General features: G+C 63.1%; 18 protein-coding genes and 1 other RNA gene. 10 read left to right on the top strand and 9 right to left on the bottom strand.

Annotated features, from left to right (window positions below; all coding sequences use genetic code 11):
• Positions 1–22: 22 nt before the first annotated feature.
• From EOA78_RS14495 to EOA78_RS14475, 5 genes are all read right to left on the bottom strand, one after another.
• A complete protein-coding gene (locus EOA78_RS14495) occupies positions 23–1,162 on the bottom strand; it encodes an ABC transporter permease (RefSeq protein WP_127315725.1) in 1,140 nt (379 codons plus the stop codon).
• Positions 1,162–2,256, bottom strand: a complete 1,095-nt coding sequence (locus EOA78_RS14490) for a microcin C ABC transporter permease YejB (RefSeq protein ID WP_065005922.1) — start codon at positions 2,254–2,256, stop codon at positions 1,162–1,164. Before EOA78_RS14490 ends, EOA78_RS14495 begins: the two co-directional genes overlap by 1 nt.
• A gap of 30 nt (positions 2,257–2,286) precedes the next feature.
• Positions 2,287–4,173 carry an extracellular solute-binding protein gene (locus EOA78_RS14485; protein WP_127315724.1) on the bottom strand — a complete coding sequence of 629 codons (1,887 nt, stop codon included), beginning with the start codon at positions 4,171–4,173 and terminating at the stop codon, positions 2,287–2,289.
• Positions 4,173–6,053, bottom strand: a complete 1,881-nt coding sequence (locus tag EOA78_RS14480) for an extracellular solute-binding protein (RefSeq protein ID WP_127315723.1) — start codon at positions 6,051–6,053, stop codon at positions 4,173–4,175. Before EOA78_RS14480 ends, EOA78_RS14485 begins: the two co-directional genes overlap by 1 nt.
• Positions 6,054–6,210: 157 nt before the next feature.
• The gene (locus tag EOA78_RS14475; protein WP_127315722.1) at positions 6,211–6,888 is read right to left on the bottom strand and encodes a cytochrome c family protein; all 678 of its coding nucleotides are present in this window, start codon (positions 6,886–6,888) and stop codon (positions 6,211–6,213) included.
• 193 nt (positions 6,889–7,081) lie between these two features.
• Here EOA78_RS14475 and EOA78_RS14470 point away from each other — a divergent pair, with 193 nt between their 5' ends.
• A complete protein-coding gene (locus EOA78_RS14470; RefSeq protein ID WP_127315721.1) occupies positions 7,082–7,810 on the top strand; it encodes a 3-deoxy-manno-octulosonate cytidylyltransferase in 729 nt (242 codons plus the stop codon).
• Positions 7,811–7,830: 20 nt separating this feature from the next.
• Positions 7,831–8,694: a prephenate dehydratase gene (locus EOA78_RS14465; protein ID WP_127315720.1), complete on the top strand. Its 864-nt coding sequence runs from the start codon at positions 7,831–7,833 to the stop codon at positions 8,692–8,694.
• A gap of 264 nt (positions 8,695–8,958) precedes the next feature.
• Here EOA78_RS14465 and EOA78_RS14460 read toward each other — a convergent pair whose 3' ends face one another.
• The gene (locus tag EOA78_RS14460; RefSeq protein ID WP_127315719.1) at positions 8,959–9,657 is read right to left on the bottom strand and encodes a helix-turn-helix domain-containing protein; all 699 of its coding nucleotides are present in this window, start codon (positions 9,655–9,657) and stop codon (positions 8,959–8,961) included.
• A 123-nt stretch (positions 9,658–9,780) separates the two neighbouring features.
• On the opposite strand from EOA78_RS14460, the gene EOA78_RS14455 reads away from it, so the two are divergent.
• From EOA78_RS14455 to EOA78_RS14445, 3 genes are all read left to right on the top strand, one after another.
• Positions 9,781–11,250, top strand: coding sequence for an FAD-binding oxidoreductase (locus EOA78_RS14455; protein ID WP_127315718.1), 1,470 nt, complete (start codon positions 9,781–9,783; stop codon positions 11,248–11,250).
• Positions 11,251–11,535: 285 nt separating this feature from the next.
• A complete protein-coding gene (locus EOA78_RS14450; RefSeq protein WP_127315717.1) occupies positions 11,536–12,339 on the top strand; it encodes a hypothetical protein in 804 nt (267 codons plus the stop codon).
• 145 nt (positions 12,340–12,484) lie between these two features.
• Positions 12,485–13,138, top strand: coding sequence for a glutathione S-transferase family protein (locus EOA78_RS14445; protein WP_127315716.1), 654 nt, complete (start codon positions 12,485–12,487; stop codon positions 13,136–13,138).
• 44 nt (positions 13,139–13,182) lie between these two features.
• On the opposite strand, the gene EOA78_RS14440 is transcribed toward EOA78_RS14445, so the two are convergent.
• The 3 genes from EOA78_RS14440 to EOA78_RS14430 are packed head-to-tail and all read right to left on the bottom strand — an operon-like array spanning position 13,183 to position 14,890.
• Entirely contained in the window at positions 13,183–13,476 is a 294-nt protein-coding gene (locus tag EOA78_RS14440; RefSeq protein ID WP_127315715.1) for a Dabb family protein, read from the bottom strand.
• Positions 13,477–13,494: 18 nt separating this feature from the next.
• Positions 13,495–14,436 carry an NAD(+) diphosphatase gene (gene nudC / locus EOA78_RS14435; RefSeq protein ID WP_127315714.1) on the bottom strand — a complete coding sequence of 314 codons (942 nt, stop codon included), beginning with the start codon at positions 14,434–14,436 and terminating at the stop codon, positions 13,495–13,497.
• Between the two features lie 34 nt (positions 14,437–14,470).
• Positions 14,471–14,890, bottom strand: coding sequence for an HIT family protein (locus tag EOA78_RS14430; RefSeq protein ID WP_029356985.1), 420 nt, complete (start codon positions 14,888–14,890; stop codon positions 14,471–14,473).
• A gap of 250 nt (positions 14,891–15,140) precedes the next feature.
• Between EOA78_RS14430 and ffs the strand changes: the two genes are divergently transcribed.
• The 5 genes from ffs (at position 15,141) to recR (ending at position 19,515) form a co-directional block, all read left to right on the top strand.
• Positions 15,141–15,237: signal recognition particle sRNA small type (gene ffs / locus EOA78_RS14425), an RNA gene on the top strand.
• 105 nt (positions 15,238–15,342) lie between these two features.
• Complete coding sequence (locus tag EOA78_RS14420) at positions 15,343–17,166, top strand: DNA polymerase III subunit gamma/tau (RefSeq protein ID WP_127315713.1); 1,824 nt, start codon at positions 15,343–15,345, stop codon at positions 17,164–17,166.
• A gap of 86 nt (positions 17,167–17,252) precedes the next feature.
• Positions 17,253–17,576: a YbaB/EbfC family nucleoid-associated protein gene (locus EOA78_RS14415; RefSeq protein ID WP_029356983.1), complete on the top strand. Its 324-nt coding sequence runs from the start codon at positions 17,253–17,255 to the stop codon at positions 17,574–17,576.
• A gap of 258 nt (positions 17,577–17,834) precedes the next feature.
• Positions 17,835–18,725 carry a cell wall hydrolase gene (locus tag EOA78_RS14410; RefSeq protein WP_127315712.1) on the top strand — a complete coding sequence of 297 codons (891 nt, stop codon included), beginning with the start codon at positions 17,835–17,837 and terminating at the stop codon, positions 18,723–18,725.
• Positions 18,726–18,909: 184 nt separating this feature from the next.
• Entirely contained in the window at positions 18,910–19,515 is a 606-nt protein-coding gene (gene recR, locus EOA78_RS14405; RefSeq protein ID WP_127315711.1) for a recombination mediator RecR, read from the top strand.
• Positions 19,516–19,530 lie beyond the last annotated feature (15 nt).

The raw sequence follows: 19,530 nt of genomic DNA, 5'->3' as shown, positions 1-19,530 counted from the left end.
ACGGAGAGGAGAGGGGCTTCGCTCATCTGAACGTCTTGCGCGGATCGAAGGCGTCGCGGGTCGCTTCGCCGACGAAGACCAGCAGCGACAGCATCAGCGAGATGACGACGAAGCCGGAAATGCCCAGCCATGGCGCGTTGAGGTTGCGCTGCGCCTGCTTCAGCAGCTCGCCCAGCGACGCCGAGCCGGGCGGCAGGCCGAAGCCAAGGTAGTCGAGCGAGGTCAGCGTCGAGATCGAGCCGCTGAGCAGAAAGGGCAGGAAGGTCAGCGTCGCCACCATGGCGTTTGGCAACAGATGTCGGAACATGATGGTGCCATTGGGTACGCCGAGCGCGCGGGCGGCGTTGACATATTCGAAGTTGCGGGCGCGCAGAAACTCGGCCCGCACCACGCCGACCAGCGCCACCCAGGAGAACAGCAGCATCAGTCCAAGCAGGATGAAGAAGCCGGGCGGCAGGATGGCGGCGACGATCAGCAAGAGATAAAGCACCGGGATCGCCGACCAGATCTCTATGAAACGCTGGAACAGAAGGTCGGTCCAGCCGCCGAAATAGCCCTGCAATGCCCCGGCCGTCACGCCGATCAGCGCCGAGCCGGCGGTAAGGATCAGGCCGAACAGCACCGAGACCCTGAATCCGTAGATGACGCGCGCCAGCACGTCGCGGGCCTGGTCGTCGGTGCCCAGCCAGTTCCAGTTGCCGACGGCGCAATTGGGGTCGACGACACCTTGCGGATACTGGTTGCAGCGTGTCTTGACGTCATAGAGCCAGGACGGCTTGGTGGGCGCCGCCTCGGGGATCGCGTTGTTGACGGTTCGGTAGGAGTAGCGGACCGGCGGCCAGATCATCCAGCCATGGGCATTGATCTCGTCCTGGATGACCGGGTCACGATAGTCGGTGACCGCATAAAAGCCGCCGAACTTCTCCTCGGGATAAGCGACCAGGACCGGAAACAGGATCTCGCCCTTGTAGGAAACGAGGACCGGCTTGTCGTTGGCGATCCATTCGGAAAACAGCGACAGCACGAAAAGCACGAGAAAGATCCACAACGACCAATAGCCGCGCCGGTTGGCCCTAAAATTCTGCAGGCGCCGCTGGTTGAGCGGCGACAGCCAGGGCCGGGCAATCCGGTCCGGCGCCGTTTCGGCTGCGGCCCCGGCCATCAGACGTCTCTCCGCTCGAAGTCGATGCGCGGGTCGACCCAGGTGTAGATCAGGTCGGACAGGAGCCCGACGATCAGGCCAAGCAGCGAGAAGATGTAGAGATTGGCGAACACCACCGGGTAGTCGCGCTCGACCACCGACCTGAAACCGAGCAGGCCGAGGCCGTCGAGTGAAAAGATGTTCTCGATCAGCAGCGAGCCGGTGAAGAAGGCCGAGATGAAGGCTCCGGGAAAGCCGGCAACGACGATCAGCATGGCGTTGCGGAAGACGTGTCCGTAGAGAACCTGCCGTTCCGATAGGCCCTTGGCGCGCGCGGTCACCACATATTGCTTGCGGATTTCCTCGAGGAACGAATTCTTGGTCAGCAGCGTCGTGGTGGCGAAAGCCGACAGCACCAGCGCCGTCAGCGGCAAGGTCATGTGCCAGAGGTAGTCGACGATCCGCGCCGGCCAGGACAGCTGGTCCCAATTGTCGGAGGTGATGCCGCGCAGCGGAAACCAGTCGTAGAAGGATCCGCCGGCAAACAGCACCATCAGCAGGATGCCGAACAGGAAGCCCGGAATGGCGTAGCCGACAATGACGACGCCGCTGGTCCATACGTCGAATGCCGAGCCGTCCTTGACTGCCTTGCGGATGCCGAGCGGGATCGAGATCAGGTAGGACAGCAGCGTGATCCACAGCCCGATCGAGATCGACACCGGCATCTTCTCCAGGATCAGATCGATCACCGAGATGTCACGGAAATAGCTGTCGCCGAAGTCGAACCGGATATAGTTCCACAGCATCATGCCGAAGCGCTCGAGCGGCGGCTTGTCGAAGCCGAACTGCTTCTCCAGCTTGGCGATGAATTCGGGGTCGAGCCCTTGCGCGCCGCGATATTTCGAACCGACGTCGCCGGCCACGTCGAAATTGCTGGCGCCGGCGTCGCCACCGCCACCGCCAAGGCGATCGCTGCCGCCCTGGTTGGTCAGCCTGGCGATGACCTGCTCGACCGGCCCGCCGGGCGCGAACTGGATGACGGCGAAGGACACCGCCATGATGCCGAACAGGGTCGGGATCATCAGCAGGATGCGGCGCAGGATATAAGCGCCCATCAGGCTCTCTGCCTTGCTTGAGCGAAAATCTCAGGCTTTGCCAATCTTCGCCGCCTTGTCCTTGTCGAACCACCACAGCGCCTCGACCGGAAAGCCGAAATCAGGCTTCTGCTCGGGAAAGCCGAACATGTCCCAATAGGCTACTCGGTGATTCGCGAGATAATATGTTGGAATCCAGTCTAGCCGCGCGCGCAAGACCCGATCGAGTGCTTTGAGCGCCGTGACCAGTTCAATCCGGCTTTGCGCCTTGCCGGCTGCCTCGATCAGCGCATCGATGGCCTTGCTTTCCGTACCGGAATAGTTGCGCATTCCCGGCGTTTGCGCCATCCGGGAATCATAGAGTATCTCCAGGCCGTCGGCAGTCGGCGTCGCCCCGATCGACCAGGCGAGCAGGGTGAAATCGAAGTCGAAATTGCTCTGCCGCTGTTCATACTGCGTCGAATCGACCTGCCGGATCGAAGCGTCGATGCCGATCGTTTTCATGTTCTCGGCCCACGGCGAGAAAAGCCGAACGATGCCATCGTCCTCGGCCAGCATTTCCACCCGCAGCCGCTCGCCCTTTTCATTGACGACGAAATTGCCGGCCCGCTTCCAGCCGGCTTCGGCAAGCAGTCTCGAAGCCGCGCGCAGCAGCTTACGGTCGTGGCCCGAACCGTCGGAGACAGGCTGCATCACCGCTTCGCCGAACGTTTCCGGCGGCAGCTCGGCTCGAAACGGCTCCAGCAGGGCCAATTCCTCGGCCGAGGGCAGGCCCTCGGCCTTGTAATCCGACCGTTCGAAGTTCGATTGCGAGCGCTCGTAGGCGCCGTAAAACAAAACCCGCCTGGTCCATTCGAAATCGAAGCAATTGGCAATCGCTCGTCTGACGCGCACATCGCGGAATTGCGCACGGCGCTGGTTCAGCGCGACAGCCTGCATGGATGGCGTTTTCTCGCCCGGAAATTCGCGTTTGACGACCCTGCCGTCCTTCAGCGCCGGGAAGTCGTAACCGGTCGCCCATACCCGCGAGGTAAATTCCTCGCGAAAATGCGTGTCCCCCTTTTTCAAGGCTTCAAACGCTGCCTGGCGATTGATGTAGAAATCGATACGGATGCGGTCGAAATTATAGAGGCCGCGGTTCACGGCCAGATCCCTGCCCCAATAGTCGGCGACGCGTTCATATTCGACGGTCTGCCCGGCCGCCACGCGCCCTATTTTGTATGGGCCGGAACTGAGCGGCGGTTTCATCGTCGAGGCATCGAATTCGTTGACCGTATAGAAGGCCTTGGACACGATCGGCATTGCCACGATCGCGAGGATATTTTGCGCCGACTGTTTGCCGTTGAATGTGAGGTCGACGGTAACCGGATCGACCGCGACCGCTTCCGTCATATGCCGCAACACCTGGGAGAGGTTCGGGTGGCCCTTGTCCTTGTAAAGCTTCAATGCGAAGGCGACGTCCTCCGCCGTCAGTGGCGAGCCGTCGTGGAAGCGCGCTTGCGGTCGCAGGCTGAAGCGGAAGCCATTGCGGTCCGGCGATAAGGTGACGGACTCGGCAAGCCGGCCATAGACCGCATCCGGCTCATCGAGTGCGCTTGCCATCAGCGAATCGAAACAAAGTTCGGTGCGCGGCGGCGATTCCCCCCTCAACACCAGGGAATTCAGCGTGTTGAACGTCAGGAAGCTCTGATTGAAGGTGGAGTTCGGTGGTGCGAAATTCATCTGGCCGCCCTTGGGGGCGTCCGGATTGACATAGTCGAAATGCGTGAAAGCTGGGGAATATTTGAGGTCGCCGAAGGCCGACAGGCCGTGCAGCTTGACACCGGTCGCGATGGCGGCGAAGGCCCGGCCGGGCAGCAAAGCTGCCGCCGTGGCCGCAGCGCCCAGGGCCAGAAAGTCGCGGCGGGCCAGAGGGGCGCGGCGGGGCAGCGCCGCCATCAATTGCTACTCTTGTATTTTGCCGCCAGCGCCTTTTCCTTGTCCGGGTCGATCCACCAGGAATTCTGGTCGACGCCGCTATAGGTCGGTTGCTTTTCCGGGATGCCGAATTTGTTCCAGTAGGCGATACGAATTTTTCCCAAGTGCCACTGTGGGATCATGTAGTAGTTCCAGAGCAGCACCCGGTCCAGTGCGTGGGTGGCCGCTATGAGATCGTCCCGATCGGTGGCAAAGATCACTCGGTCGATGAGGGCGTCGACGATCGGGTTCTTGATCCCTGCCAAATTGCGTGACCCGGATGTATCGGCTGCAGTGGAGCTGAAAAAATCCCGCTGTTCGTTACCCGGCGAATTGGATTGCTGGAAGCCGGCAACCGCCAGCATATCGAAATCGAAGGCGCGGGTCCGGTTCGTGTACTGGCTGTCGTCAACGATGCGCAACGTGGCATCGATGCCGAGCCGTCTGAGATTGTCAATCAAGGGCCCGGCGACGCGTTCGTCTACGGGGTCGTTGCCGAGAAATTCGATCCTGAACGGTTCGCCGGTCTTTTCGTTGACGAGCTTGCCGCCGCGATTGACCCAACCCGCTTGCTTGAAGAGATCATAGGCCTTCCGAAGATTTTCACGCCCCGACTGCGGCGTGGTGTAGACGGGCAGCTTGAACTCCTGGGTGAACAGTTCGGGCGGCAGCTTGTCGCGATATTGCTGCAGGATTTCCAGCTCCTTGCCCTGCGGCAGGCCGCTTGAGGCTAAATCGCCACCTTCGAAATAACTGTCCGTGCGCGTATAGGCGCCGAAGAAGATGGTTCGGTTCATGCTCTCGAAATCATAGGCGTAGGTCAGAGCCTGGCGCACGCGCACGTCCTGAAAGAGCGGCCGGCGCGTGTTCATCACGTAGGCCTGCATGGGTTCCGGCGATGTTGTGGGATATTCCGCTTTTATGACGTCCCCCGCTTTGATGGCGGGAAAGGTGTACTCGACTGCCCATCTCTGGGCCCGCGACTCAACGCGAAAATCCTCAAAGCCGCCCTTGGTGAAGGCCTGCCAAGAGGCATTGTCGTCGAGAAAGTAGCTGAAACGCTGCCTGTCGAAATTCTCTCGCCCGATCTTCACCGGCAGCTTGGCACCCCAGTAGTCCGGCACGCGCTGCCAGATGATCTCAGTGCCAGGCTTGAAGCTGGCGATCTTGTAGGCGGCCGAGCCGAGCGGCGGCTCCTGCGTCGGCCTGGTGATATCGCGCTTCTTGCCGTTTGCGTCGGTGCCTTCCCACCAGTGCTTCGGCAGCACCACCAGATCGCCGAGGATCTTCGGCAGCTCCCGATTGCCCTTCTGGTCGAAATGGAACTCGACCTCGCGGTCCGAGATCGCGACGGCATCGGTGACGTTCTCGAAATAGCGGCTGTACATCGGGCTGTTGGCCTTCAGCACCTGAAACGACCAGATGACGTCGTCGGTGGTGATCGGCTTGCCGTCGTGCCACTTGGCCCGCGGATCGAGACGGTAGGTCGCCGAGGAATAGTCGTCCGGATGTTTGTAGGCGTCGGCGATCAGCGGATGGCTGACGCTGCCTTCGTCGGTCGCCTGCTCCATCAGCGTGTCATAGAGCAGGCCGCCGCCGAACGGGACGAAGCCGGCGGCGAAGGAACCCTGGATGATATAGGGATTGAAGCTGTCGAACGTGCCGAGCACCACCGAATTTAGGGTGCCGCCCTTCGGCGCGTCCGGATTGACGTAGTCGTAGCGCTGGAAGTTGTTGCCGTATTTGGATTCGCCGATCAGCGACGAGGTGGTGCGCCATTCGTCCGCGAATGCTGCCTGCAGGCCGCCGGCGAAAGCCGCCACAACCAGCGTCGATCTGAGAAACGTTCGGCCAACCGTCATGCCTTCTCCTCTGCGCGATAGTGTCAGCCGACAATCTAGATCATTTGACGCTCATGAAAACCGCGGCAGGCCGGCTTTGTCGCCGCACATGCGCTTTTCCCATTGAAAAAGCCGGGCTGAACCCGGCTTTTTCAAGGAATGTACGATTACAATTCCGTTATTGCGCCGGAGCTGGAGCGGGAGCAGCAGGGGCCGGCGCAGGCGCTGCCGGTGCTTCACCCTCTGCCGGTTTGGCCGGCGCCGCGCCTTCGGCGGGCGCGGCGGCATTCTCGGCCGAAGCGCCGGGTGCCGGCAGCGGCTTTGGACTGTCCGACAGCGTGCGCAGATAGGCGATAACGTTGGCGCGGTCCTCGTCCTTCGGCAGGCCGGCGAAGCCCATCGCCGTGCCCTTCACGAGCTTCTTCGGCGAGAGGAGAAAGTGATTGAGGTTGTCGTAGGTCCACTTCTCGGCGCCGCCCTTGGAAAAATCCTTCATGCCGGCCGAATAGGCGAAGCCCCCATGCTCGGCGATGGGACGGTCGATGAGGTCCCAGAGATCGGGGCCGACCTTGTTCGGCCCACCCTTTTCGCCGGAGTGGCAGGCCTGGCACTTCTTGAACACGGCGGCACCCGCCTCGACATTGGCGTTGGCCAGGAGGTCGGCGATCGGCTTGGCTCCTGCAGCGGGAGCTGCCGGGCCGCCCTCGGCAGGCTCCTCGGTCGCCTCGATGGCGAAGCCGGGTTTTTCCGGTGCGGGGGAGGCGAACAGCGCGTCGGACACAATGCCGACCGAGAAGACGACGAACACGGTTCCGAGCAGGCCGCCGATCAGCTTGTTGATTTCGAAAGAGTCCATACGCCCCAGGCTCCCTTTTCCGGCGGACCGATCCGTCCACTCCGTCCGTCGGTAATCGTGAACCACCCCACAAGGCGGTCAAATCGGGCGGAAACTAGGTCTTTTGCTCTGGCGTTGCAACACCTATAAGGGCGCTTCCAGTGAGACCTTTTGCCACTTTTCCCTTCCTCTTTTTCGGACGCTTCATCACCCGATGTCCACGCTCATTCTCATCCCGGCCCGCATGGCCTCGACCCGCCTGCCGGGCAAGCCGCTGGCCGAAATCGCCGGCGTCCCAATGATCGTCCATGTCGCCCGTCGCGCTGCCGAAGCCGGGCTCGGCAGGGTGGTGGTCGCCACCGATACCGAAAGCGTGGCCGAAGCGGTGCGCGCGCACGGTTTCGAGGCGGTGATGACGCGCGTGGGCCACGAATCAGGCTCCGACCGCATCTTCGAGGCGCTGGCCACGCTGGATCCCGGGCGTAAGGTCGAAACGATCGTCAATGTGCAAGGCGACCTGCCGACCATCGATCCCGACATCATCAATGCCGCGCTGAGGCCTTTCGAGGATGCGACGGTCGACATCGCCACGCTCGGCATCGAGATCGTCCGCGACGAGGAAAAGACCAATCCGAATGTCGTCAAGATCGTCGGATCGCCGCTGTCGGAGACACGGCTGCGGGCGCTCTATTTCACCCGCGCCACGGCACCCTGGGGCGAGGGGCCGCTCTATCACCACATCGGCCTCTATGCCTATCGCCGCTCAGCGCTCGAACGCTTCGTCGCGCTGAAGCCATCGCCGTTGGAACGGCGCGAGAAGCTCGAGCAGTTGCGGGCGCTGGAGGCCGGCATGCGCATCGACGCCGAGATTGTGCAGTCGGCGCCGTTCGGCGTCGACACGCCGGACGATCTCGAACGCGCCAGAACCCTCCTTTCAACCTGAAACATCCGGTCAACCTGAGAATGCCTGAAAAAACCAACAGAATAGCCTTCCAGGGCGAGCCGGGCGCCAATTCCGACACTGCCTGCCGCAACATGTTCCCTGATATGGAGCCGTTGCCGTGTCCGACCTTCGAGGATGCCTTCAATGCGGTCGAGACCGGCAAGGCCGACCTCGCCATGATCCCGATCGAGAACACGATTGCCGGGCGCGTCGCCGACATCCACCACCTCCTGCCGGAATCGAAGCTGCACATCGTCGGCGAATATTTCCTGCCGATCCATTTCCAGCTGATGGTCTTGCCGGGCGTCAGGCGCGACGAGATCAAGACCGTGCACAGCCACATCCATGCGCTCGGCCAGTGCCGCAAATACATCCGCAAGAACGGCTGGAAGCCGGTGGTCGCCGGCGACACGGCGGGCGCCGCCAAGCTGGTCGCCGAGCTGAAGGACCGCACCATGGCGGCTTTGGCGCCGGCGCTGGCCGCGACGCTCTACGGGCTCGACATCATCGAGGAGAATGTCGAGGACACCGACAGCAACGTCACCCGTTTCGTCGTGCTGACCAAGAACAGGCAGTGGGCACAACGCCCTTCCGCCGAAGCCAGGATGATGACGACGTTCATCTTCCGCGTCCGCAACGTGCCGGCCGCGCTCTACAAGGCGATGGGCGGCTTTGCCACCAACGGCATCAACATGACCAAGCTGGAGAGCTACCAGCTCGGCGCATTCACCGCGACCCTGTTCTATGCCGATATCGAGGGCCATCCCGACGATCCTTTGGTCAAGCTGGCACTCGACGAGCTTGCCTTCTTCTCGCGCGAAATGCGGATCCTTGGCGTCTACCCGGCCAGCGAATCGCGCGAGCAGTGGAAGGTGGCGGATTAGCTAGTGGTCAAAATCTAGCGCCGGAGCCGTAAGCCCGCATTGGGTGGGTTTCTGCCGTTGGTTCCGCGATCGGAAGGAGCAAGTAGCGCCATTTCCCGACATTCATGACGCTTCGCAAAAGCCGCCCTTCGGGCAATGGCTCGAGTCGATCCGATCCTGTCATTCGCATTCGTCGAGCCATTGGCAAAACACTGGATGTCTTCGGACCTTGGCACGTCTCACGCCGGCGGTGCGGTGCCGCATCGGGAGGCCGCATCCGGAATGTCAACCTGCATGACTCGTCGTGGTGCGGGAGACCGGCATGATGTGGGCGAACATGCTGCGGGCGTTCCAGCTCGGGAAGGCTTTTGCGAGCGACAGGTCGCCGTCGAGCTGGATGCGGTCCTCGCGGGTGGCTTGGGACCAACTGAGCTGGCCGGCGTGCCATTTGACGAAAGCTTCGGCTTCCGCCGTGATGTAGAGGTCCTCGTCGAAGCCAGGGTAAGTCTTGCAGATCTCGGTGTCTCCGAGCTCGATAAGTAGCCAATAGCGCTCCCGGTGTGGGCGGCCGGTGAAGTCGAAGCGGATGACGACGCGTCGGTCCGGGAGCCTGTCCCGGCGGAGCGCCTTGCACATCGACCACAGGGCCACAAAGGGGTCTAGGTGCTGGGGGGCGATCTCGAGCCAATGCGCACCCCACTCGCCGAGCGACTGGCAGACCGTGAAGAGCTCGTGGCCCGCGGACGTGAGCGCGTAGTGGCGCCCGCGCCCGTCGGGCTTGGGATTCGACTCGACGACACCGACCCATTCGAGCTGCTTGAGCCGCTCTGAGAGCAGGGTACGGGAGAGTCCGGGCGCGCCCTCCAGGATCTCGCTGAAGTTTCCGCACCCAAGGTACAGGTTGCGGATGATCAGCGGCGTCCAGCGCTCGGCGAAAATCTCGGCGCCACGGGCGATGGGGCAGTACTGACCGTATGTCCTCATGACAGAGGTCCTCACAACGGCAGTGTTGCGCATCCGCCTCCGATTGTGGAGTCCAGATTGTTGACTATACGGCAGCGGCCCGCCGTGGTCCGATGTGGCCTCTCTCGACGAGAGGAGTACACGATGACGACACCTATGACGACATCAACGTACGCAGAAGCACATCACGGGAGCATGCAGCCAACCGTCGTGGAAATCGACGGGTTCCGAGGCCGGCTGATCAATGCCAGCCACGCCGACTACGATGTCGCCCGTGCAATCTGGAACGGCGCCATTGACCGGCGCCCGCATCTGATCGCCCGATGCATCGGGACCGCCGACGTGGTCGCGGCCGTGCGTTTCGCTCGCGACCACGATCTGGAGATCGCCATACGGGGCGGAGGCCACGGCGTGGCGGGCACCGCCGTTTGCGACGACGGGATCGTCATCGACCTCTCGGCGATGCGTGGCGTGCGGGTCGATCCCGCCGGCTGCAGGGCGTGGGTGCAGGGCGGTGCGCTGTGGGGCGACGTCGACCGCGAGACGCAGGCGCACGGCCTTGCCACCACCGGTGGAATCGTGAGCCATACCGGAGTCGCCGGGCTCACCCTCGGCGGTGGCATCGGCTGGCTGATGCGAAAGCATGGTCTCGCGGTCGACAACCTCCTCGCCGCCGACGTCGTGACGGCCGACGGCGAGCGGCTGCGGGCGTCGGAGGACGAGCACCCCGACCTGTTCTGGGCGTTGCGCGGCGGCGGCGGCAACTTCGGCGTGGTCACCTCGTTCGAGTTCCGCCTCCACCCCGTCGGGCCCACCGTTCTGGCCGGGCCCATCCTCTGGAACACGAGCGACGCCGGGGAGGTCCTCCGTTTCTACCGCGACTTCATCCGCGACGCTCCCGACGAGCTCGGCACGGTCGTAAAATTCTGCACCGTGCCGCCTCTATCGGTCATCCCCGAGGAACTGCACTGGCGCCCGGTGGTGATGGTGGGCGCGTGCTACGCCGGGCCGATCGAGGACGGTGACAAGGCGCTCCGCCCGCTCCGCGCATTTCGGACTCCCCTCCTCGATCTGGCCAGGCCCAAGCCGTACGTGGTATTTCAGAGCGCGCTCGACTCGACCGTCATCCACGGTTGGAACTACTACTGGAAGGCCACCCACCTCCCCGCACTCCGCGACGACCTCATCGACGTGATTGCCGGGCACGCGTTCTCCTGCTCGTCGCCGCGCTCGTATGTGGCGATGTTCCATCTGAAGGGGGCGGTGAGCCGAGTGGCCGAGGGCGCGACGGCGTTCGGGAACCGGCAAGCGTCGCACGCGATCATCGTCCACGCTGCGTGGCGGCCCGGCGAGGACTTCAGCGACCGAGAGACGGACTGGACGAGGGGGTTCCTCGCCGCCCTTGGCCGCTTCCGCGAAGGCGTCTACGTCAATTTCCTCGGTGGCGACGAAGACCCGGGCCGGGTCCGCGAGGCGTACGGCGACTCCGTCTTTGACCGGCTGGCTGACGTGAAGTCCTCGTACGACCCCGACAACGTCTTCCACCATAACCAGAACATCCGCCCGGGGCTGAGTTCCGGTGTGAGCCGTTCCGACGGCGCGGGCGATACTTGATAAATTTGGGATGGTGTTGGATGGGTGCGACGCTGCCAGGCGGTAACCGGGAGGAATGACGCATTCCCACATTTTCCAGACCTTCCTCGTATCGGGCAAGAAGGTCCGCATCGGGTCATGGGCGTGAGTTCGGCTGAGGGCGACCGAACTTCCGCAAGAGGTCGGAAGAGGCGACTCGCATCGGGTACCAAGCGTTAGGCTTTGACCAACAGCATTCATCGAGAGCTCCGCGGCACCCCGACGTGACGCCTTGCCAGGTGACGAGCGCCGGGCGACATTCCTGCGATGTGGCTTCTGAAACTGACGCTCGCAGTCGCTGGATTGTATGCGGCCGTTGTCACCGTGGTGTATGTACTTCAGTCCTGGCTGATCTTTCCGGCCGGCCTTGCGGCGTTCGGACCCGATCTGCCGGCCGGGGCCCGCCATGTCGAACTGGCGACGGAGGACGGCGAGCGCGTCGTTCTGGTCCGCCTGCCGGCAAGGCAGACGCCGGCCGCGCCGCGCCCGCTCCTGCTGGGATTCGCCGGCAATGCCTGGAATGCCGACGCACTTGCCCTGATGCTGCACCAGCTATTTCCCGAACATCAGATCACTGCGCTGCACTACCGCGGATATGCGCCGAGCAGCGGAAGCCCGTCGGCCGCCGCCCTGTTCGAGGACGCCCGACGCGCCCATGACCACCTGGCCACCGATGCCAAAGCCGGCATCGTCGCCATCGGCCTTAGCGTCGGCGCTGCGGTTGCGGTCGATCTGGCGACGGCCCGGCCGTTGCGCGGCATCGTCATGGTTACGCCATTCGATTCGCTGAGAGAACTCGCCGCTCACCACTATCCCTGGCTGCCGGTTCGCCTCTTGCTGCGGCACCGCATGGAGGCGGCAGGATCCCTGCGCGACCTCGATGTGCCCACGGCCGTAATCACCGCCGAAAACGACACCATCGTTCCTGCCGCACGTTCGGCACCTCTGCGCGAGGCTGCCCGTGATCTGCGCAGCCACATCGCCATAGCGGCTGGCCACAACGACCTCTATGGCCATCCCGATTTCGCCGGAGCGCTACGCGCCTCCGTTGCAGCGGTCACGCGCGATTGACGAGCAGTTCCCAGATGTCGGAATTCCGGCTCGACATTCGTCCTTTGGTTGCCACAATCGAAGAAGGGACGCGACGAGATGAGGAAACTGATCTCAATCGACGACGTCACGCACAATGGCGTCATCCAATCATCCGGAGCCTCCAATGATCCCCACCATCACCGCCTTTGAACGATCGCCCGATCGCGGCCGGGGACTGGCGCGTGACATGCGCGTTCGCTGGGCGCTTGAAGAAGTGGGGCAGCCCTACAAGGTTCGTCTTGTTTCGTTCAAAGCGATGAACGAACCCGCGCATCGAGCACTCCATCCTTTCGGGCAGATTCCGACCTATGAGGAAGGCGCTCTCGCCCTGTTCGAGTCGGGGGCGATCGTATTCCATATCGCCGAGCGCCATGGTGGCCTGCTGCCAGACGATGGGAATGCGCGGGCGCGCGCGATCTCATGGATGTTTGCCGCGCTCAACACGGTGGAGCCACCGATCCTTGAGCGCCAAACCGCCGTGCTCCTGGAGCGCGACGAGACCTGGCACGAACAGCGCCTGCCTATGGTCGAGGATCGCATCCGTGACCGGCTGGGCGAACTTTCCGATCGCTTGGGCGATGCCGACTGGCTCGATGGTGCGTTCAGCGCGGGGGACCTGATGATGGTGCACGTGCTGCTAAGGTTGAGCGGGTCGGGTATACTGCACGAATATCCGAACCTCTTCGCCTATGTCGCCCGCGGCGAAGCCCGGCCGGCCTACAAGCGTGCTTTCGCCGCTCAACTGGCGGTTTTCACTGGCAAGTCACCGACCGGCTGATGAGGGCTGCTCTCGGTCGAACGTGCTCGTTCAGAACTCTGATCTTAGGACAGCGGCGCGTAGTCGATCTCGAGAAACGCCTCGACCTCGGGGATCCAGCGGTCGCGGACGAAGGCGACGTGGTCGGGATGGTCGTTGTAACCTGTATAGGCGGCTTGGTCCGCGAACTCCATCGAGAAGCCGAAACGATAATCGTTCTTCGTGCTTACCTGACGCAGCTTCTCGAACTTTTCGACGCCCGGTATCGCCGCCAGTATTTTCGCGTCGACGAGGAATTTTGCCTCCTCGGCCGAGCTGTCCTTGTGCTTCAGCCTGAACACCACTGTGTGACGGATCATTTGTCCCCCCTGTGAGTTTTACGCGCTGTCTGCCCAGACGCGGATGAGATTGTAGGCGATCGCCCCCTTCGGCGGCGTGATCAGGCCGCCCGGATGCTCGCGGGCCAGCATCGAGAGCACCTCGTCGCGAAAGAACCAGCGGCAGTCTTCCAGCTCGTTGAGGTCGGCCTGGATGTCGTCGTTGAGCGGTTCGCCGAAGCAGCCGATCATCAGCGAATAGGGAAACGGCCAGGGCTGGCTGGCATGGTAGACGACGCGGCCAAGTCTGATGCCGGCTTCCTCCAACGTCTCACGGCGCACCGCCGCCTCGATCGTCTCGCCGGGTTCAATGAAGCCGGCGAGCGCCGAATACATGCCCGGCGCGAAATGCCGGCCGCGGCCCAGCAGGCATTTTTCGCGCGTCGCCGTCAGCATGATCGCCACCGGGTCGGTGCGCGGAAAATGCTCGGTGGCGCAGCCCGGGCAAAGCCGCTTGTAGCCGCCGGCCCGCATTTCGGCTTCAGCGCCGCATTTGCTGCAGAAGCGGTGGCTGGCATGCCAGGCGAGCAGCGCTGCTCCTTGCGCCATCGCGCCGGCCGCCGCCTCGTCGATCAGCCCCTGCATATAGACCGAGCGATAGTCGATGGCCTTGATCGACTCCGGCAGTTGTTCGGGGTCGAGTCCGGCCGGCACGGCGAGCACCGGACCGCTGTCGGAAAAACCGAGCAGGACGCCATGGTCGAGCGACACCTGGAGCGGCTGGCTTTCCTCGGCGCCGAACCAGGGGTCGAAGCCGCCATCCCTGAGCTTCAGGTAGAGCCGCCCGCCATGCATCAGCAAAAGCCTGACCGAGGGATCGGCGAGCGCCTTTTCGACGGAATCGTCGGCTCGGTTTTCCGATTGCCGGTCGATCAGATTGCCGGCGAAGCCGACGAACTGGCTCGGCTCGCGCAAGGGCGCGTCAAACAGGCGGAAGCTCATGGAGACTCAACTTCAGGATGGACACGGGACAGGCTTATAGCGCCGCCTTTATCTGTTGCGCAAACCGGCGAAGGTCCGAGCGCTGGTAGGGCTCGCGCATGCCGTGCCCCCACACCGGGCCCGGCCAGCCGGGATCGCCTTCCGAGCGGGCAACGACATGGACATGCAACTGGCGCACGACGTTGCCGAGGGCGCCGCTGTTGATCTTGGTGCAGCCGCTCACCCTCTTCAACGCCTGCGCCACCATATTGGTCTCGAAGGTCAGCATCGCCTGGTCGAGCGGCGTCAAATCGTGGATTTCCTCCACGCCCGGTCGCTGCGGCACCAGAAGCAGCCACGGCCAGCGGCGGTCGTTCATCACCCGCAGCTCGCACAGGCCGAGCCACATCAATTGCTCGCTGTCCGCCTCCAGACGAGCATCCAGCGTGAATCCGGCCTTGAGGCCCGGCAACATCGGCGTTTCCTTCACTTTTGTCGTGTTTTTTAGACTTTTGAACGCTAGAGCGGCTGCCGGTGGCCCGCAAGAGGCGGCAAGCGAATCGTTGCTTTGTGACGGCAGTTATGCTAAGGGTTGGGCTATGGTGCTGATCTGCGCCAATGACCCGCTCCTGAGGCGGGTTTTTTGTTTCAGCTTTCGGCGCCACTCCCGGCTGATTGATCCTGCGCCCTTGCATTTCATCGCCGGATTGCCGATATGGAAAGTGGGAGGTTGGTGGTGGACGGTCCACTCGCCAACCGGGTCAGGTCCGGAAGGAAGCAGCCCTAACGAGCCCGGAACGGGTCATTGTTCCAGCCTCCCACCTCTTCGCCTTTCTCCCGCGACATTGACGGCGCCAAGCCCTGCGGGCGAAACTATGCGCAGGAATCGGCCGCCTGCAGGCGCGGCCCTTGGAGCTTTACGGGCGAATGAGCGAAGCCGGAAATTCGGGAACGGAAAAGGCCGCCGCCTATCGCGTTCTGGCGCGCAAATACCGTCCTGCGAACTTCTCCGAACTGATCGGCCAGGAGCCGATGGTCCGCACCCTCACCAACGCCTTCGCCACCGGCCGCATTGCCCAGGCGTGGATGCTGACCGGCGTGCGCGGTGTCGGCAAGACGACGACGGCGCGCATCCTGGCGCGGGCGCTCAACTACAAGACCGCCACCGTCGACCAGCCTTCGGTCGACCTTGCCGTGCTGGGCGAGCATTGCCAAGCGATCATGGAAGGCCGCCATGTCGACGTCATCGAGATGGACGCCGCCTCGCATACCGGCATCGACGACATCAGAGACATCATCGAGCGCGTGCGCTACGCCCCGGTGTCGGCGCGCTACAAGGTCTACATCATCGACGAAGTGCACATGCTCTCGACCCAGGCCTTCAACGGCCTGCTGAAGACGCTGGAAGAGCCGCCGCCGCACGTCAAATTCATCTTCGCCACCACCGAAATCAGAAAAGTTCCGATCACCGTTCTGTCGCGTTGCCAGCGCTTCGACCTCAGGCGTATCGATGCCGGCACGCTGGTCGCGCATCTCTCCTCGATCGCCGGCAAGGAAGACATAACGGTCGACGACGACGCGCTGGCGATGATCGCCCGTGCGGCCGAAGGCTCGGCGCGCGATTCGCTGTCCATTCTCGACCAGGCGATCGCCCATGGCAGCGGCGCAGTCAGCGCCGAAGCGGTGCGCGCCATGCTCGGGCTCGCCGACCGCGCCCGCATTGTCGACCTGTTCGAACATGTGATGAAGGGTGACGTGGCGGCGGCCTTGGCCGAATTCCGCAACCAGTACAATACCGGCGCCGATCCGGCCGCGGTGCTGACCGACTTGGCCGAGTTCAACCACCTCGTCACCCGGTTGCGCTTCGTACCGACGGCCCTTGAGGACGCGTCGCTGTCGGAGGACGAGCGCCGGCGCGGCGCCGATTTCGCCAAGGCGCTGTCGGTGAGGGTGCTGTCGCGGACATGGCAGATGCTGTTGAAAGGCATTCCCGAGGTGCAGTCCTCCAACCGGCCGGTCAGTGCCGCCGAAATGGTGCTGATCCGGCTGGCGCATGCCGCCGACCTGCCGACACTGGACGAGGCGCTGAAATCGCTGGAGGCCGGAGCATCGGTGTCGAACGGCGCGCCACGCTCGAATGGTACGCCCGCAAGTTCTGTCGTCGCAAATCCCGGCCCAGCAAGTCCCGGAAATGGCGGCGCCAGCGCTGTGGCGCAGACGCGGATGCCGACGGCCAATGGTGGCGCGCAGACCATGCGGCTGGTCGAACCCGCGCCGATGCCTGCAGCCTTCGTTCCGGAGCCGGTTGGGGATGCGCCGCCGGTGCCGGTGAAATCGCTGGCCGATATCGTCGCGCTTGCCGACGCCCAGCGCGACATGGCCTTCAAGGTGTTGGTGAAACGCTGCGTGCGGCTAGTGCGCATCGAGCCGGGCCGCATCGACGTCAGCCTGACCGATGACGCGCCGAAGATGCTGCTCAACGACCTGACCGCCAAATTGCGCGCCTGGACCGGCCGCAGCTGGCTGGTGTCGCTGTCGAAGGAAGAGGGCGGCCAGACGCTGGCCGAGATGGAATCGACCAAACGCGAAAGCGCCCTCCTCGACGCCAAGAGCGACCCGACCGTCGCCGCCATCCTGGCGCGTTTTCCCGGCGCCAAGATCATCGACGTGCGCATTCCCGACGCACCGGAAGCCGATGCGGTGGAGGCCGATGTTCCGATCGAGCCGGCGACAGACGAAGACGAAACCTGAAGCATGATCCCGAAAAGTGGGAGCCGGTTTTCGGAGAAGATCATGCTCAACCAAAAGACACACGATCAATCGTAGAGGACCAAGCCATGAAAGATCTTCTCGGCCTGATGGGCAAGGCGAAAGAAATGCAGGCCAAGTTCCAGGCCATGCAGGACGAGATCGCCACGCTGGAAGCCACCGGACAGGCGGGCGGCGGCCTGGTCAGCGTGACGCTGACCGGCAAATTCGAGATGAAGGCGCTCAAGATCGACCCGTCTCTGTTCAAGGAGGAGGAGGTCGAGATTCTGGAGGATCTGCTTCTCGCCGCCCATAATGACGCCAGGGCCAAGGTCGAGCAGATGATGCAGGAAAAGACCCAGGCACTGACCGCAGGACTGCCGATACCGCCGGGAATGAAGCTGCCGTTCTAAGGTGTTGATAGCTATGCCGGTCGATTGAACCCATTGCTCGAGCCTTGGGGAAGGCTCCCTGCGGATATCCTAGGATAGGATCCATACCCTTATAGTGGCCATGGAGTGCCGTGCCGCGATCCGGCGGTCGCTTGCTCCACCGGTGTGTCCATTCGGCAACTCCGCGCACTTAATAACGCTTTAGCCATCTTTTTGCCTGAAAGTGTCTCATTCTTGCCGCAACCAGGGGCGGGCTGGCGACAGAATGAGGGGATATTTTTGATCGCGACCCGATGGAAGACGCCGTTGCTGCTCGGCGTCATCACCTCTCCGCTGTTCTTGGCCGCTTGCAGTCAGACCACCTCGCACAGCCTGTCGGTGGCCAGCCTGACCGATGCCGCCAGATCCCGGCCCTACCGTCACACGTTGAAGGACAAGGAGTGCCTCCAGCGCGCGATGTTCTTCGAATCCAACCGGTCGAGCCGTGACGGCATGATTGCCGTCGGCACGGTGGTCATGAACCGGCTGCGTTCCGGCAAGCACGGCAACACCATCTGCCAGGTGGTCGGCGAGCGCGGCCAATTCGCACCGGGCGTGATGACACGACAGATGAATTCGAAGGCGATGCCCGACGTCGAGGAGGCCGCCGAGGCGGTGCTCAGGGGCGAGCGCAAGGCCAAGCTGAAGAACACGATGTTCTTTCACACCGCCGGCCTGCGTTTCCCCTACAAGAACATGCACTACACCATGGTTGCCGGCGGCAACGCCTTCTATGAAAAACGCGGCCGGAACTGGAAACCATTGCCTGACGAGCCGACGGTCGCGGTGGCACAGTCCACGCCGCGGGGGTCGGCGCGCGCAGCGCCTGTGACGCTCGTGGCCTCCGCCGCTCCGGTCGCCAAGGCAAAATTCGCCAAGGCAACCTATGTGACCGCGGTCGCATCGCAACCGGCAAAGACTACTCTGGAGAAGGCGACGCTTGTGGCGATGCAAGAGCCGATGCAGGAGCCGGACGCGGCCCGTTTCGGCGGCACTGCCGGTTCGCAACCTGTCACGTCATTCCCGGCGGCGCCGGCCGAGCCGACGATGTCGTTTGAATCGACACCCGAGAACACCGACGCCATCGGTGCGATGATCGCCGGCCAGAGCCGGCCGCTGGAAGTATACTGACGGCAGCAGCATCCTTACGCGTTGAGCAGATCGCTCGCCCGCAGAACTGTTCCAAAGCGTGCGGAAAATCATAGAGCCTGATCCATTCCGATTAAACCGGAATGGGACTCTATCTTCTTGTTTGACCATGATCTTTTCCGAAAACCGGTTTCCACTTTTCGGGATCATGGTCTAAACCAATGCGATGTCGAAGCGAATCGCCGGTCCCGAGATCGAACGCCTGATCCAGCTTCTGGCCAAGGTGCCAGGGCTCGGGCCCCGTTCGGCCAGGCGGGCAGCACTTCACCTCATCAAGAAGAAGGAGCAGTTGCTGTCGCCGCTGGCCGCCGCCATGAGCGAGGCGGTCGACAAGGTGCGCATCTGCTCGACCTGCGGCAATGTCGATACGTCCGACCCCTGCATGATCTGCACCGATCCGCGCCGCGACGCCGGCACGCTGATCGTCGTCGAGGACGTGGCCGACCTGTGGGCGCTGGAGCGGGCGGCCGCCATGGATGTCCGCTACCATGTGCTCGGCGGAACGCTGTCGCCGCTCGACGGCATCGGCCCCGAGCAGCTCAACATCCGCTCGCTGGTCGACCGCGTCGCCGGCGGCGAGGTCAAGGAGGTGATCCTTGCCGTCAATGCCACGGTCGAGGGCCAGACCACCGCGCATTATCTCACCGACCAATTGTCCGGCTTCGACATCAAAGTAACCCGGCTGGCTCATGGCGTCCCGGTCGGCGGCGAGCTCGACTATCTCGACGAAGGCACGCTGGCCGCGGCACTGCGCTCGCGGACGGCGTTTTGAGGCAATTGGGGTGAT

It is taken from the genome of Mesorhizobium sp. M5C.F.Cr.IN.023.01.1.1, assembly GCF_003997585.1.
GTDB classification, from domain to species: Bacteria; Pseudomonadota; Alphaproteobacteria; order Rhizobiales; family Rhizobiaceae; genus Mesorhizobium; species Mesorhizobium wenxiniae.
The sequence above is the reverse complement of the archived record's forward strand: the minus strand, read 5'-3'. Positions and strand labels throughout refer to the sequence as shown.